Genomic DNA, 13,976 nt, shown 5'->3' with positions numbered 1-13,976 from the left:
TCGTGATGAGAGGAAAGGAAAAGTATGTTAAGTAAAAAAGCGATTGCCGCATTTGCAGCGGTAGCGACTTTTGTTTCGGGAATTGCGTTTGCAATGCCAGCGTTGGCTAATAGCGCGACTACAGTTCAAACGAATAGCGGTGGAGAATCTGCTAAGCATCCTTCTGTAGCGAAGCTCGAAAACCGTGTAAAAAACTCTGGTCTTCTTAAAAGTGAAATTGATGAGCTTTTAAAATATGTTAGCAAGAACGATTCAAAGGTTACTGGTAGCGGTGATGCTAACAATGCTGTTGTTAAGTACGTAGACGACAAGATTGTTGAGTATCGTGCTAGGCATCTTGACGTTATTGGTTTGCATGATCTTGCTAATAAGATGCGTAAAGCTAACGACTTTAAGTCAGCGAATGGAATTTTCTACGGTAGTCAAGGTGATCGCGATAAGGCTCAAAGCGCATACGTTAATGGCAAAGCTGCTTTAGCTAAGAAAGCTGAAGATGAGGGTCTTACTTTAGTTGCTAACAAGATTAAAGAGTCTAATTACAGTTCTTTATCTTCTTTAGAGAATTTGCTTAACGAAGCAGAAAAGTATGCTAAGGAAGACTTAGTTAAGCAAGCAAAAGCTAAAAAATTCAACTTTACTGCTACTCTTATAAGCAAAGCTGCGACTCTTAATGGCGCTCGTGCCTTGTTTAATGAAGCTCAAAAAACAATTACAGATAGCGCAATTAAAGGCATTGTAGACCTAGGGACATCAGAGGAAGATTTTCTGGAGTATTTAAAAAAAGTTGGTAAAACGGCTACGCCTTCCCAGATTGAATTATTTAGAAAAGAATTGCAAAAGCGTCGCGATGGCCAAGAAAAATCTTATACTAATGCCGTTGAATTGGCTCAGCTAGTTAACACGGGAATGTTTACTGCTACTGGTGATGAAAAGGCTGCTGTTGCAAAGTTCCTTGGAGTTGTAAAGAGTTTTGGTAATAAGACTTTTGCTGACTTTACTACTGCTGAAGCAAATCAAGCTGGTGCTGCTGCCGTAGAATTTAATAATAAGATTTCTGCAAATCTTAAGAAAGCTATTAAAAACTATAAGGAAGAAAAGGAAGATTTAGCTAAGCAAGCAGATGATCAAGGCTTCCACTTTATAGCTAATTTGATTCGCAACTCTAAGAAGTCTAGATTGGTTGCTTTAGAGAATCTTCTTGCAGAAGCTAAGAAGAGCAAGAATAGTGCGCGTGAAAAGAATCCAGGAGCTTCTGGTGATGTTCTTCCAGATAAGCCTGGTGATAAGTCTGCAGATAAGCCTGCAGAAAAAGCTCCATCTGCTCCTTCCGCTTCCGATTCTGATGATGCTCAAGATTCTTCTGCAAAGCCTGGATTAGCAAAACCTGAGTCTTCTGAAAAGCCATCTCAAACTAAAGCTGTAGTTCCTTCGGCTCCTGCTAGCGTTGATCAGCTTAAGCCAGAATTAAAAGGTACGCTAAAGGTTGGCTCCAACAACATTGCTGTTGCAGGTTCTGCAAACAAGGTTTCTGTGAACGTTAACAACAAGGCGTTCCTTAATCGCTTGCATAGCGAGGGCTCTGTGCGTGCTTATGCGTTCATTTATTCCACTCCTAAGCTCTTGCGTAGTGTGGATGGTAGTGATTTTGTGACTGTTAAGCTTGGTGCTGATGGTGTTCCTTATTTTGATGCGCAGTTCCCTGCTGGTTATTCTGGTAAGCATACTGTTGTTCTTGTTGATGAAGATGGTAATCAGCTTGCTTGGACGGATATTACTGTTGCGAATAGTACGTCTGGCCAGGGTGATGGTAAGGGTGTTTTGCCTGTTACTGGTGTTGGTGGCGCATTTGTGGCTTTTGCTGCTTTGATGTTTGCTGCTTCTGGTGCAGTGTTGCGTAAGGTGCGTAGCTAGGTTTTGCTTGCTACGTGTTAGCGCTAGTGTTTTAGGGCTTTCGCGTGTGTTCGCTTGCATTCACACTCGAAGGCCCTTTTGTATTCTATTTAATGCGTTTTTCGATTGTGTTCTGTTTATTGCACATAAATGCATTGCGAATAGTAAAATAGTGCGTAGTTGTTTTTGATTTTAGCGCGGGTGCTGGCAGGGAGTAGAAATGATTGATAAAGAAACGCAACGTAAACGTCAAGAGAATTTGGGTCTTGCAATAGCTTCAGGCAGACTTGAAGGCAATTCACCTTCAAAAGAGTTTCTTTATGACGCAAATCAATATGCTAAAGGTCTTATAACCAGTGACGAATTTGTTGCTAGAATGCGTTCTAGATATAGTGTAACGGATTAAGTTATTCGGATTGTGTTAGTGCTATGGAAGCAGTTTTTGACCCATATCTTATTCCTCACACAAAGGTATTAAAGAACAAATCTAATATAAATAATCAAATTGAATTAGATAAATATGAGAACGATGCTGTTCTTACAAGATGTTCTATTTTGTATGAACACTTGCCGCATGCTGAAGGAACTGTTAAACAATTGCAGTGGATTCATCATTATCTTTTTCAGGATGTTTATGATTGGGCTGGTCAGATTCGTACTATAGACATGACTAAAGGTGGTGGCGAGCCGTTTCATCCGCTTGAATACATGGGCGTTGGGATTCGTTACTGTGAGCAAACGCTTAAAAACGATAATTTATTGCAAGGCTTATCTATTGATGATTTTATTAGTAAGCTAAGCGTAAATTACAATAATTTTAATGTTTTGCATCCATTTCGTGAGGGAAATGGTAGAACGCAGCGCGTTTTTTGGGATATTGTTGCGCGAGATGCTGGGTACCATTTTGATTGGGGTTTAATAACTCAGCGCGTAAACGATAATGCTTCGATTCGATCTAAAGATGCTAACGATACTAAGCTTCTTGAAGACATGTTCCACATTATTACAAAGCCTTTGCAGGTTGATCTTTTGGCTCAGCAGCAGTTTGCTCATCTTGTTGAAGAAGAATACAAATACGCGCCGAATGTTGCTAGTGTTTTGCAAGATAAGGATTACGCGGCGTATAAAACGCGTTACGGCATAGATTGATTAGGGCTTTTGTTTATCTTTACTTTTGCGTGTATAAATCGCAATTATCTTTACTTTTGATGTTCATTATGGGAAAATAAGTAAAGATTTTGCTATAAAAATTTAGCTATAACATGGCTCCAGTATGTAAATTTGCAATAATTCATCTCGACAAAACAAGGCAGACAGAAGAAAGAGAAGTGTTAAAAATGTATGATTACACGGGATTAGTTAACAGGCTGCGAGAAAAAGGCGTTAAAAAATCGCAGTTAGCAGCCGAGTTACATATTTCTTCTCGTACGATTGCAAAAATCTCAAAAGGTGAAAAACTGTCAAATTCAGTAATCGCAAAAATCAGCAATTATTTACAATGCAAGCCTAGCGAATTGTATCGTGTAATCTCAGGTAATGCTATTTTGCAAAGGTTTAGGGAAGAAAAGGCGCATCGTATTCCAGGCGGAATTTATCACGAGCTTCAAATTCGCATGACGTACAACTCGAATCATATTGAAGGAAGCCAGCTGAGTGAAGATCAGACTAGGCGAATTTTTGAAACTAATACTATCTGCTCCGAAGAAAAAGCGGATGGTGTAGTTGATAGCGCGGATTCAAGTGTTGGCGTAGTAGGGAATACGGGTATTAAGGTTGACGATATTGTTGAAACAGTGAATCATTTTCGCGCGATTGATTACTGTATTGACGTTGCTGAAGAGCCTCTTAGTGAAGACATGATTAAGCATTTACATTTGTTGCTTAAACGTGGAACAAGCGACGAGCTTCTTCCTTGGTTTAGTGTTGGCGACTACAAGTTGCGCGCAAATGTTGTAGGCGGTGTGCAAACTTGCGATCCGAAAAAAGTGCATGAGGAGATTAGCAAGTTGTTGGCAGAATACCTTGCTAAAACTGATTTGCAGCTAGAAGATATAGTTGATTTTCACTACAGGTTTGAGCGAATACATCCATTTCAGGATGGAAATGGCAGAGTTGGGCGTTTGATTGCTTTTAAGGAATGCTTAAAACATAATATTGTGCCGTTTATTATTGAGGATAGAAAGAAATACTACTATTATCGCGGTCTCAAAGAATACAGCAATGAGCGCGGATTCCTAGTTGAAACTTGCTATGATGGTCAAGATACGTTCCGAGCGCTGTTGAAGCTTTTTGGGTTGTGACGCGAGCTTTTGTAAAGAGACTGTATTGCGTAACGTATGTGCGGCGTGGTAGCGTGTTTCATGCGATTTGAAAACGAAAGTTTTGCGGGCGATGCATTTATGCGTCGCCCGATTTTTTTTTCTGCTTACCCAAAAATTTTCAACCTTGCGAAGTGGTATTTGCTCAGCATTAAAGCGTGTAAATCATGCTACGACGAAACGAGTGGCGTGATGTTGCCAATACTGGATTCGTCAAATCGCAAAATGTCGTAGTCACGTTGAAGGTTGAGCCAGAAGTCTGGGGTTGTTCTAAAAGCTTTAGATAGCTTGTATGCCATTGCTACACTGATTGCACGTTTACCGTTTAAAATTTCTCCAATAGCTGTTTGCGATGTGCCAATAGTGTGAGCAAGCTTGTATGAGCTTATTTTAAGAGGTTCCATAAATTCTTCGCGCAAGATTTCGCCTGGAGTGCTCAAGTGTTTGTTTAGTTCCTTTTCTCTGGTTTCCATAAAACTATGGTAATGCATTGCGTTACTAACGTCAAGCGTTAGTGTTGCTTGAATAGTGGATGCGCGATGTTGCCGATGCTGTCAATATTTCTATACCGCTGTTTTGCGAAAATGTAGGTATAGATGAGTATTTTTTGCGTGCTATGCCTTCATTTTGCCAAAATGTAGGTATAGAATAGACTTTTATATTAGTTATGCAATCATTTTGTGATAAATGCATTATTTGCGTATAGGCAAAGATATCGCAAGCAAGATATAGCAAGCAAAATATTGCAAGACATTACTACAAAATCTTCAATAACATAAACGCAATAATGTAAACGCAATAACATAAATGGAGTCGCATTATGGATTACAAAACAATACGCAAAATAGTTGCGATGTCTAAAAGTAATGCGAAACCTTGTTGTATTGCGGAAGAAGAGTATCGTTTGCGCATCGATAATCCAGTGACGTATCGTTCTGGAATCGTATTTGATGCGCATGAAATTTTTGCAATGTGCGTAACGGATCTTGTGACGCACATGAATGATATTGCGTATGCTGAAAAAGCGGTTGAAAAAGCGTGGAGCAGGTTGCCGCGGTTTGCTCAGCGCGAGTATTTAATGCAACTTATTGCAAAAGAAGTGCAAAATACCAACATTATTGAAGGTGTTCACAGTACTAGAAAAGAGCTTTCCAAAGCGCTTGCTGCTGCGAGTGAGCAGAATAAGCATACGCGTTTTAGTGAATTTACTAAGCTTTTTCTTGAGCTTGCAGATTCTAAAGAAAAGTCGGTTGCGGAATCTGTTGCGGATTTGAATGTAAAGTCAGTTGCAGACTCCAATAAGAATGGCACTTCAATTCCGCAAACATTGCAAGATATACGAAAAATCTACAACAGCATTATGCAAGGTGAATTAGAAGCAAATAATATTCCAGATGGTGAGATTTTTAGGAGTGGAAAAGTAAGTATTCGTGATGCTGCAAATAATGTAGTGCATGATGGCGATGCAACGGAAGCGGAAATTCAAGATCATTTAACGCAGATGTTGAGTTTGATGAATAGTAACAAAGTTCCAACGCTTATTAAGGCGTGCATGTGCCATTATGCTTTTGAGAGCGTGCACCCGTTTTATGATGGGAACGGCAGAACTGGGCGGTTTTTACTTGCTTTGCAATTGCACGAGCAGCTTTCGATGCCAACAATTTTGAGCTTAAGCTCTGTAATTTACGCAGAGAAATCTGGATACTATGCCGCTTTTTCTAAAGCTCAAGAACTGTTTAATTGCAATGATTTAACTATGTTTTGCTGCACAATGTTGAAATATATTAAAAAAGCACAGAACGAAGTATTCAACAATATTATTTTGCAATTAAAACAGATTATTTACTGTATGAATAAGCTATTCGAGTTCTCCAAAAAAACAGCGATTTCTAAAGTGCAGTACGAAGTTATGACCATTTTGTTGCAAAATAAGCTTTTTTCGTATAATCCAACTCCGATGACTCGCAAGCAATTAAGCGAATATGTTGGCAATGCAATTGCTGAGCAGGTTGGTGAGAGAAAGATTGTGAGTGCGCTTAACGGCTTGATTGAGCTTGGAATGGTTGATTCTATTGGCGAACGCCCTATTAGGTATGAGCTTTCTAAAAAAGCGAATGAAATGTTTGCGTGAGGCAAATAATGTTTGGGAATGTAATGGCGATTGAGCGCGCGCTTGGCACGGGGATTATTATCTCTAGCAGCGTGCCGATTTCGCAGCGCGTTGAGCAGCGGATTCGCGATTTTGTTGAAGAGTATGAATCGGTGCTTTCGCGCTTTCGTGCGGATTCCCTTGTTTCGCGCATGGCTCGTGCAAAGCGCGGCGGCGAGTTTGAGTTTCCAACGTGGGCTCAGCCTCTTTTTGCTCTTTATAGCGAGTTTTACGCTGCTACGCACGGTGCTTTCGACGCGTGCATTGGCGCGGATTTGCTTGCGCTTGGCTACAACAATTCGGTGCAATTTATCCCACAATCGGAAGCTGGCGAAGGTAAGGATGAGAATATCAGCAGCGGCAGCTGGAGCAAATATCATCGCGCTCTGCCAGTTATGTGGGCAGATATTTCTCGAGATGACGGCAGTACAACGCTTTGCACAAATCAGCCAGTGCAGCTTGATTTTGGTGCAGCTGGAAAAGGCTATTTTGTAGATCTTGTAACACAGATTATTAAAGAGGAGTTTAGCGGCGATTCGCTTTCGAATAGCGATTCGCCTGCCGATTTTGATTTTTTGGTAAACGCAGGCGGAGATATGCGCGCTTGCTTTAGCAAAGAGAATAGTCAAATAAAAGTGGCTCTGGAAAATCCTTTTGACACAGCTCAAGCAGTTGGAGTTGCATCAATCGCAAGCGGAGCATTGTGTGCTTCGTCTGCTGCAAGAAGGCGTTGGAATGTAAAAGATAAAAATGGCTTTGAGTCTAATTTAATTGCGACTCACTTGATTAATGCGCTTGATGGCATTCCTGCTTGCGATTTATGCGCAAGCTGGGCGTATGTGCCTAGCAAAACTTGCGATTTTCCAACTGCTTACGCCGATGCGCTCGCAACTGCGTTGTTTGTATCGCAAGGAAGCGATTTGCAAAAAATCGTGCAAACTACTGGCGCTGAGTTTGCTGTAATCTCGCCAAATAATGCGCTTCGCAAAACGCGCGCATTCCCAGCGCACTTTTTTGCCGAATGATGCCGAATGATGCTGAATAATGCAGGATAATGCCAACTAATGCCCAATAATTACTATGCGAGCTATCTTGCTTGCAAGAATCGAAGCTAGACGCAAGCGATGCGAGTGGCGTTGCTGCTGATTGTGCGCGTTTACAGTAGAATATTAAAGAACGCTTATTTAATTATTGCGTAATATTGCGTAGTATTGCGCTTATTTAATTAGCTTATATATTGCACATGCGCTTGCGCGAATTGCACGAATAGGGAGCAGTAAAATGGACACTCGCAAAGAAGAAGAACGCGCGGAATTGCATCGCACTATTTGGAAGATTGCCGACGATTTGCGAGGTTCCGTTGATGGTTGGGACTTCAAAGCATACGTATTGTGCACAATGTTTTATCGCTATATTTCCGAGAATTTATGCGATTATATTAATAAAGATGAGCATGAATCTGAAGGCGGAGATCCAAACTTTGATTATGCAAAAATAAGCGATGAAGATGCAGAGCCTCTTCGCGGTGACATGATTAGTGAAAAAGGCTTCTTTATACTTCCTAGCGAACTGTTTTGCAATGTGCTTAAGAACGCTCCTCAAGATAGCAATCTGAACGAAACATTAAGCCGCGTGTTCCGCAATATTGAAGCTTCTTCTCAAGGCACTGATTCCTCTGACGATTTTAAGGGATTATTTTCCGATTACGATGTGAATAACATTAAGCTTGCAGACACTGTTGAAGGCCGCAATAAGCGCTTTGTTAAGTTATTACAAGTGATTAGTGAGATGAAGCTTGGTAGCGTAAACAACAACGTGATTGAGGCTTTTGGTGACGCTTATGAGTATTTAATGGGCTTGTATGCGTCGAACGCTGGCAAGTCTGGCGGCGAATACTTTACGCCTGCAGAAGTCTCAATGCTGCTCACGCGCCTTGGAACTGTTGGAAAATCAAGCATTTCAGACGTGTACGACCCAGCATGCGGATCCGGGTCGCTTCTGCTAAAAGCGAAAAAAGTGCTCGGCATTGAAAATATTAATGGCGGTTTTTACGGTCAAGAAAAGAACGTTACTAGCTACAACTTGTGCCGCATGAATATGTTTTTGCACGATGTGAATTTTGATAAGTTTACTATTACGTGCGGCGATACTCTTATAAATCCGCAAATCGAGGATAATAAAAAGTTTGAGCTAGTTGTTTCTAATCCGCCTTATTCCACGAGTTGGGAGGGGGATTCTAATCCGTTGATGATTAACGATCCTCGTTTTGCTCCAGCTGGAGTTCTTGCTCCAAAAAGCAAGGCAGACATGGCGTTTGTTTTGCACTGCTTGGCGTATTTGGCAGAAAATGGTGCTGCCGCAATTGTTTGCTTCCCTGGAATTATGTACCGCGGCGGAGCCGAGCAAAAGATTCGCCAATATTTAATTGAGCATAATGCTGTTGATTGCGTGATTCAACTTCCAAGCAACTTGTTCTTTGGCACTTCGATTGCTACGTGCATTATGGTTTTGCGCAAAAACAAGCAAAACGACACTTCTATATTATTCGTTGATGCTAGCCAAGAGTTTGTAAAGTCAACTAATAGCAACAAGCTTTCGGACGAGAACATTGAGCAGATTGTTAAGTGGTACACTTCTAGGCAAGATGTGGAGCATATTGCGCACGTAGCGTCTTTGGAAGAAGTGGAGTCCAATAAATACAATCTTTCCGTTTCTACATACGTTGAAGCAGAAGATACTCGCGAAAAGATTGATATTACAGAGCTTAACGCGCAAATTGCGTCTGTTTGTGCTAGAGAGCAAGAGTTGCGCGAACAAATTGAGAAGATTGTAAGCGAGATTGAAGCTGGCGATGTTAACTCTGATAATAGCGAGGTGACTCAATGACTAGCAAACTTGAGGATTTAATCGCTGAGCTTTGCCCGAATGGTGTAGAGTATAAGAAAATTGGCGATATTGCAGATGTAAAAACTGGGAAAAGTAACGGTAATGAAGCAGAAGAAGATGGTCTATATCCATTTTTTGTGCGTTCTGAAAACATCAAGCGTAAAAACGATTGGGAATACGACGAAGAAGCAATTATAATACCTGGTGAAGGTGGGGTTGGTGATATTTACCATTACATAAAAGGTAAATATGCATTGCATCAACGTGTATATCGTGTACATTTTGAGGACCCAATAGTTAATACGCGTTTTGCATATTACTATTTTAAGTCTAATTTTAAGCGATTTATTATTCGTAAAGCAGTAAGCGCTACCGTTACTTCAATACGGAAACCAATGATTGAAGATTTTGAAATCCCAGTCCCGCCGCTTGACGTGCAAGCGGAGATTGTGCGGATTTTAGATACGTTTACAGAGCTTACAGCAGAGCTTACAGCAGAGCTTACAGCTCGTAAAAAGCAATACGAATACTACCGAGATACCTTGCTTACATTTGACGACAACAATCCTCTTCACTCCCTTATCTCGCGCTACTGCCCGAATGGTGTGGAGTATAAGAATCTTAAAGAATTAGGTTCATTCTTTGGTGGATTGACTGGTAAGAATAAGAATGATTTTGTTGATGGAAATGCTCGTTATATAACCTATAAAAATGTGTATTGTAATGCAGCTGTAAATTTCTCTACAAATGATTTTGTTAAGGTTTCTGATGGTGAAAAACAAAATGTTTTACAATATGGTGATGTAATTTTTACTGGCTCCTCTGAGACTCCTGATGAATGTGGTTTTTCATCTGCTGTTACATGTCACCTAAATGAAGAAGTATATTTAAACAGTTTTTGTTTTGCTTTTAGATTCAATGACGCAAGTGTAATGAATCCTGATTTTTCCAAGTATCTGTTTCGTTCAACCGCGTTGCGTTCTCAAATAAAGCGAACTGCTAACGGTGTTACGCGATTTAATGTATCTAAAGCATTAATGAGTAAAGTAACAATCCCCGTGCCGCCTCTTGAAGTACAGAATCAAATCGTACAAATTCTGGATCGTTTTGACGCGTTGTGCAATGACTTAACTCAAGGCTTGCCTGCAGAAATCGAAGCTAGACGCAAGCAGTACGAGTACTATCGCGATCAACTCCTAACCTTCAAGCGTGCGTAATTTAAAATTCGAGTGTGAGTAGATAAGAAGGAAGCAAAATGAAAATTGTGTTAGAGAATCAAGATAGCACTGTAATGTCTACATTTACGCCGAGTGCGCGCAACGACGGAAGCTATCAAAGCGAAGCACAGCTCGAAGAAGAGTTTATTAACATTTTGCAATCTCAAGGCTATGAGTATGCTCACATTCACAACGAGAAAGATCTTATAGCAAATCTTCGCGTGCAAATCGAAAAGCTCAACGACTATCATTTTTCAAATGACGAGTGGGAAAGATTTTTCAAAGAAAATATTGCAAACAGCACTGACGATATAGTTAAGAAAACAGATACTATTCAGCGAGATAACGTTAAAATACTCAAAAAAGATGACGGCACAGATAAGAACATTACTATTATTGACAAAGAAAATATTCACAAGAATATTGTGCAAGTAATCAACCAGTATGCTGTTAATGCAAGCGATAGCGCAAACGATAATGATGCAAATGGCCCTGCGCGTAGTAATCGTTACGATGTGACTGTTCTAGTAAACGGCTTGCCAATGGTTCACATTGAGCTAAAGCGCAGAGGTGTGCCTATTAGAGAAGCGTTCAATCAAATTAACCGTTATGCTCGTGACTCATTTTGGGCTGGAAGCGGACTATTTGGATACGTGCAAATTTTCGTAATCTCAAACGGCACTGAAACAAAGTATTACTCCAACTCAACTCGCAATAATGCTTACAACGAGCAGAAAAGTAAAGGATCTAGCAAAACAACAACAAGCAACAGTTTTGAATTTACAAATTATTGGTCCGATGCTCAAAACACTATAATCTCCGACTTATGCGATTTTGCTAAAACCTTCTTTGCAAAGCACGTAATTCTTAACATTCTTACAAAATATTGCGTTTTTAATGCAGAGGATTGCTTGATGGTTATGCGTCCATACCAGATTACTGCAGCAGAAAACATAGTGAATCGCGTAAAATACATGTTTGCTAATGCGAGCAAAATGCCAGCATCAGAGCGTCAAAAGGGTGGTTATGTTTGGCATACTACTGGATCTGGTAAAACGCTAACCAGCTTCAAAACATCGCAGCTAGTAAAAGCGTTAAAAGACGCAGAAGGCAAGAATCTTGTTGACAAAGTTTTGTTTGTTGTAGACCGTAAAGATCTTGACTATCAAACAATGAGAGAATACGACAGGTTTGAAAAAGGAGCCGCAAATAGTAACACTTCAACATCTGTGCTTACAAAACAGCTAGAAGACAATACGGAAGAATGCAGGCTTATTATAACCACTATTCAAAAGCTTAGTAGGTTTATAAGCAACAACCCAAGTCATGAAATTTACAAAAAGCGCATAGTGTTTATTTTTGACGAATGCCACAGAAGTCAGTTTGGAGGCATGCATGCAGATATTGTAAAACACTTTAAAAATGCTCTGCTTTTTGGGTTTACTGGCACGCCAATTTTTGAAGCGAACGCTGCTGGATCCGACGCTGCGCATATTTCTACAACTGAGCAAACCTTTGGGCCTTGCTTGCACACGTACACAATCATTAACGCGATTAACGATAAAAATGTGCTGCCATTCCGTGTGGAATACGTTGCTACTGTAAAAACGTCTAGCGAGCTTGAAAAAGCAACCGACGAATTGGTTAAAGATATTAATCGACCAGATGTAATTAGGCACCCAGATCGCGTGCATAATGTTGTTCAATACATTATTGAGCATTTTAGTCAAAAAACGTATCGCAACGAGAAAACTTACAAGTACAAGCGCATTCTTAATGTTAAAGAACTTGCCGCGGATAAGCATAATACTTTAGAGGCTAAAAAATCTTCTGAAGAAGTTGACATAAACGGCTTTAATTCAATCTTTGCTGTTGCAGACATTCCTCTTGCAAAAGCGTATTACAACGAGTTCAAAAAGCAGCAGCAAAATCTGCCGCCAAGCGAACGCTTAAAAGTAGCAACTATTTTTAGCTATGCAGTAAACGAGGGTGAGTCAGATTCTTCGGAGTATAGCAACGGCATGGGTTCTCTTGGAGAAGAAAATTCTGAAAGCACGGCAAAGCTAGACGCAAATTCGCAAGAATTCTTGGAAAGCGCAATAAAAGACTATAACGAAATGTTTAATACTGCGTATGATGCGTCAAATAACAAATTCCAAAACTATTACAAAGACGTTTCAATTCGCATGAAGAATAAGGAAATTGACGTTTTGATTGTAGTCAACATGTTTCTAACTGGTTTTGATGCAACAACTTTGAACACGCTTTGGGTAGATAAAAATCTTCGCATGCATGGGCTTATTCAAGCGTTTTCGCGCACAAATCGAATCTTAAATTCCGTTAAAACATTCGGAAACATTGTGTGCTTTAGGGATTTGAGTTATAGAGTTGACGAAGCGGTAAGTCTTTTTGGAGATAAAGATGCGCAAGGTGTTGTGCTTTGCCCTACGTTTGAGCAGATTTACAACGGTTATATTGACGCTAAAGGAATTGAGCGCTGTGGATACATTGATTTAGTAAATGAGCTTATGGAAAAGTACCCGCTGCAAGGCTTCAACATTGTTGGAGAAGAGAATCAGAAAAAGTTTATATCGCTTTTTGGCAATATTTTGCGCTTGCGTAACATGCTGAAAGCTTTCGATCAATTTGAAGGCAACGAGATAATCAAAGAGCGCGATATGCAAGATTACTTGGGGCATTACCAAGATTTGCATGAAGAATGGAAGCGCAAAGAGCAAAAAGGCGAGGTCGCCGACATTACGGATGACGTTGTGTTTGAGATGGAGCTTGTGCGCCAAGTAGAAGTAAATATTGACTACATTTTGATGTTAGTAGAACATTACCATAGCAAGCATTGTAAAGATAAAAATGTTCTTGCTTCTATTAGGGTGGCGGTTGACTCTAGCCCGCAGTTGCGTAGTAAAAAGAAGCTTATTGAAGGGTTTATTGCGCAGCTTAACGAGAATGAGCTTGGGAAGCTTGTGGATTCTGAAGGTAACATTACTGTTTACGATTCTAACGGCAACAAGTTGAGCATTGTTGATTGCTGGAGCGAGTATGTTGAGCAAAAGTATAATCATGATTTGGCGCAACTCGTGCAAAGCGAAGGATTGAACGATGCTTTGACTCGCAAGTTTATGGAGAAATCTTTTAGCGCTGGCGAAGTAAGTGAGCTTGGTACAGACATTAATGATTTAATGCCTAGAATGAGCAGATTTGGCGCTGCGGCTAAGGCGCGCACTGAGAAGAAAAGTCGCATTGTGGAAAGTATGAGAAACATGTTTAATGAGTTTGTTGGGCTTGTTGGCTTTTCTCAATACGATTCGCAAAAAGATTGATAATTATCGTTATCAATATCATTTTTGTAATATTTGCGAGTTTTTTGCGCTGAACTATATCAATCTAACTGATATATCGATATTATGTTCATGGGGTTACTTGCGAGGCGACTTCAAACATAACAAAACGGAACAAGTTCTAATAAAACAGAACAACCGCGTGGAAATCGCCAAAAAA

At 40.2% G+C, this 13,976-nt stretch carries 10 protein-coding genes; 9 read left to right on the top strand and 1 reads right to left on the bottom strand.

All coding sequences use genetic code 11. The annotated features are described in order from the left end of the window. Window positions 1–24 precede the first annotated feature (24 nt). The 4 genes from HXT45_RS00295 (at window position 25) to HXT45_RS00280 (ending at window position 4,190) form a co-directional block, all read left to right on the top strand. Window positions 25–1,911, top strand: a complete 1,887-nt coding sequence (locus tag HXT45_RS00295; protein WP_421781803.1) for a hypothetical protein — start codon at window positions 25–27, stop codon at window positions 1,909–1,911. Window positions 1,912–2,110: 199 nt separating this feature from the next. Then, a complete protein-coding gene (locus HXT45_RS00290) occupies window positions 2,111–2,296 on the top strand; it encodes an antitoxin VbhA family protein (protein WP_018638022.1) in 186 nt (61 codons plus the stop codon). A gap of 23 nt (window positions 2,297–2,319) precedes the next feature. Further along, a complete protein-coding gene (locus HXT45_RS00285; protein ID WP_018638020.1) occupies window positions 2,320–3,039 on the top strand; it encodes a Fic/DOC family protein in 720 nt (239 codons plus the stop codon). A gap of 113 nt (window positions 3,040–3,152) precedes the next feature. After that, a complete protein-coding gene (locus HXT45_RS00280) occupies window positions 3,153–4,190 on the top strand; it encodes a Fic family protein (protein ID WP_421781800.1) in 1,038 nt (345 codons plus the stop codon). 188 nt (window positions 4,191–4,378) lie between these two features. On the opposite strand, the gene HXT45_RS00275 is transcribed toward HXT45_RS00280, so the two are convergent. Continuing rightward, window positions 4,379–4,681 (bottom strand): HigA family addiction module antitoxin, encoded by a 303-nt coding sequence (locus HXT45_RS00275; protein WP_018638016.1) that lies wholly within the window; start codon window positions 4,679–4,681, stop codon window positions 4,379–4,381. 347 nt (window positions 4,682–5,028) lie between these two features. On the opposite strand from HXT45_RS00275, the gene HXT45_RS00270 reads away from it, so the two are divergent. The 5 genes from HXT45_RS00270 to HXT45_RS00250 all read left to right on the top strand — a co-directional run bounded on the left by HXT45_RS00270 (window position 5,029) and on the right by HXT45_RS00250 (window position 13,798). Continuing rightward, window positions 5,029–6,339: a Fic family protein gene (locus HXT45_RS00270; RefSeq protein WP_020757703.1), complete on the top strand. Its 1,311-nt coding sequence runs from the start codon at window positions 5,029–5,031 to the stop codon at window positions 6,337–6,339. 23 nt (window positions 6,340–6,362) lie between these two features. Further along, the gene (locus HXT45_RS00265) at window positions 6,363–7,382 is read left to right on the top strand and encodes an FAD:protein FMN transferase (protein ID WP_421782340.1); all 1,020 of its coding nucleotides are present in this window, start codon (window positions 6,363–6,365) and stop codon (window positions 7,380–7,382) included. 256 nt (window positions 7,383–7,638) lie between these two features. Then, window positions 7,639–9,243: a type I restriction-modification system subunit M gene (locus HXT45_RS00260; protein ID WP_421781797.1), complete on the top strand. Its 1,605-nt coding sequence runs from the start codon at window positions 7,639–7,641 to the stop codon at window positions 9,241–9,243. Continuing rightward, window positions 9,240–10,460, top strand: coding sequence for a restriction endonuclease subunit S (locus HXT45_RS00255; RefSeq protein ID WP_421781795.1), 1,221 nt, complete (start codon window positions 9,240–9,242; stop codon window positions 10,458–10,460). Before HXT45_RS00260 ends, HXT45_RS00255 begins: the two co-directional genes overlap by 4 nt. 38 nt (window positions 10,461–10,498) lie before the next feature. Next, complete coding sequence (locus HXT45_RS00250; protein ID WP_421781793.1) at window positions 10,499–13,798, top strand: type I restriction endonuclease subunit R; 3,300 nt, start codon at window positions 10,499–10,501, stop codon at window positions 13,796–13,798. The last annotated feature ends 178 nt before the right edge of the window (window positions 13,799–13,976 follow it).

The sequence above is a fragment of the Gardnerella sp. DNF01199S genome (assembly GCF_049244155.1).
GTDB lineage: Bacteria > Actinomycetota > Actinomycetes > Actinomycetales > Bifidobacteriaceae > Bifidobacterium > Bifidobacterium piotii.
Note: the sequence above shows the minus strand (reverse complement) of the source record. Positions and strands in the feature narration are given on the sequence as shown.

Bases quoted from the DNA above. Each gene is read 5' to 3' on its own strand.
- HXT45_RS00295 (WP_421781803.1), top strand. From the start codon at position 25: ATGTTAAGTAAAAAAGCGATTGCCGCATTTGCAGCGGTAGCGACTTTT.
- HXT45_RS00290 (WP_018638022.1), top strand. From the start codon at position 2,111: ATGATTGATAAAGAAACGCAACGTAAACGTCAAGAGAATTTGGGTCTT.
- HXT45_RS00285 (WP_018638020.1), top strand. From the start codon at position 2,320: ATGGAAGCAGTTTTTGACCCATATCTTATTCCTCACACAAAGGTATTA.
- HXT45_RS00280 (WP_421781800.1), top strand. From the start codon at position 3,153: ATGGCTCCAGTATGTAAATTTGCAATAATTCATCTCGACAAAACAAGG.
- HXT45_RS00275 (WP_018638016.1), bottom strand. From the start codon at position 4,681: ATGGAAACCAGAGAAAAGGAACTAAACAAACACTTGAGCACTCCAGGC.
- HXT45_RS00270 (WP_020757703.1), top strand. From the start codon at position 5,029: ATGGATTACAAAACAATACGCAAAATAGTTGCGATGTCTAAAAGTAAT.
- HXT45_RS00265 (WP_421782340.1), top strand. From the start codon at position 6,363: ATGGCGATTGAGCGCGCGCTTGGCACGGGGATTATTATCTCTAGCAGC.
- HXT45_RS00260 (WP_421781797.1), top strand. From the start codon at position 7,639: ATGGACACTCGCAAAGAAGAAGAACGCGCGGAATTGCATCGCACTATT.
- HXT45_RS00255 (WP_421781795.1), top strand. From the start codon at position 9,240: ATGACTAGCAAACTTGAGGATTTAATCGCTGAGCTTTGCCCGAATGGT.
- HXT45_RS00250 (WP_421781793.1), top strand. From the start codon at position 10,499: ATGAAAATTGTGTTAGAGAATCAAGATAGCACTGTAATGTCTACATTT.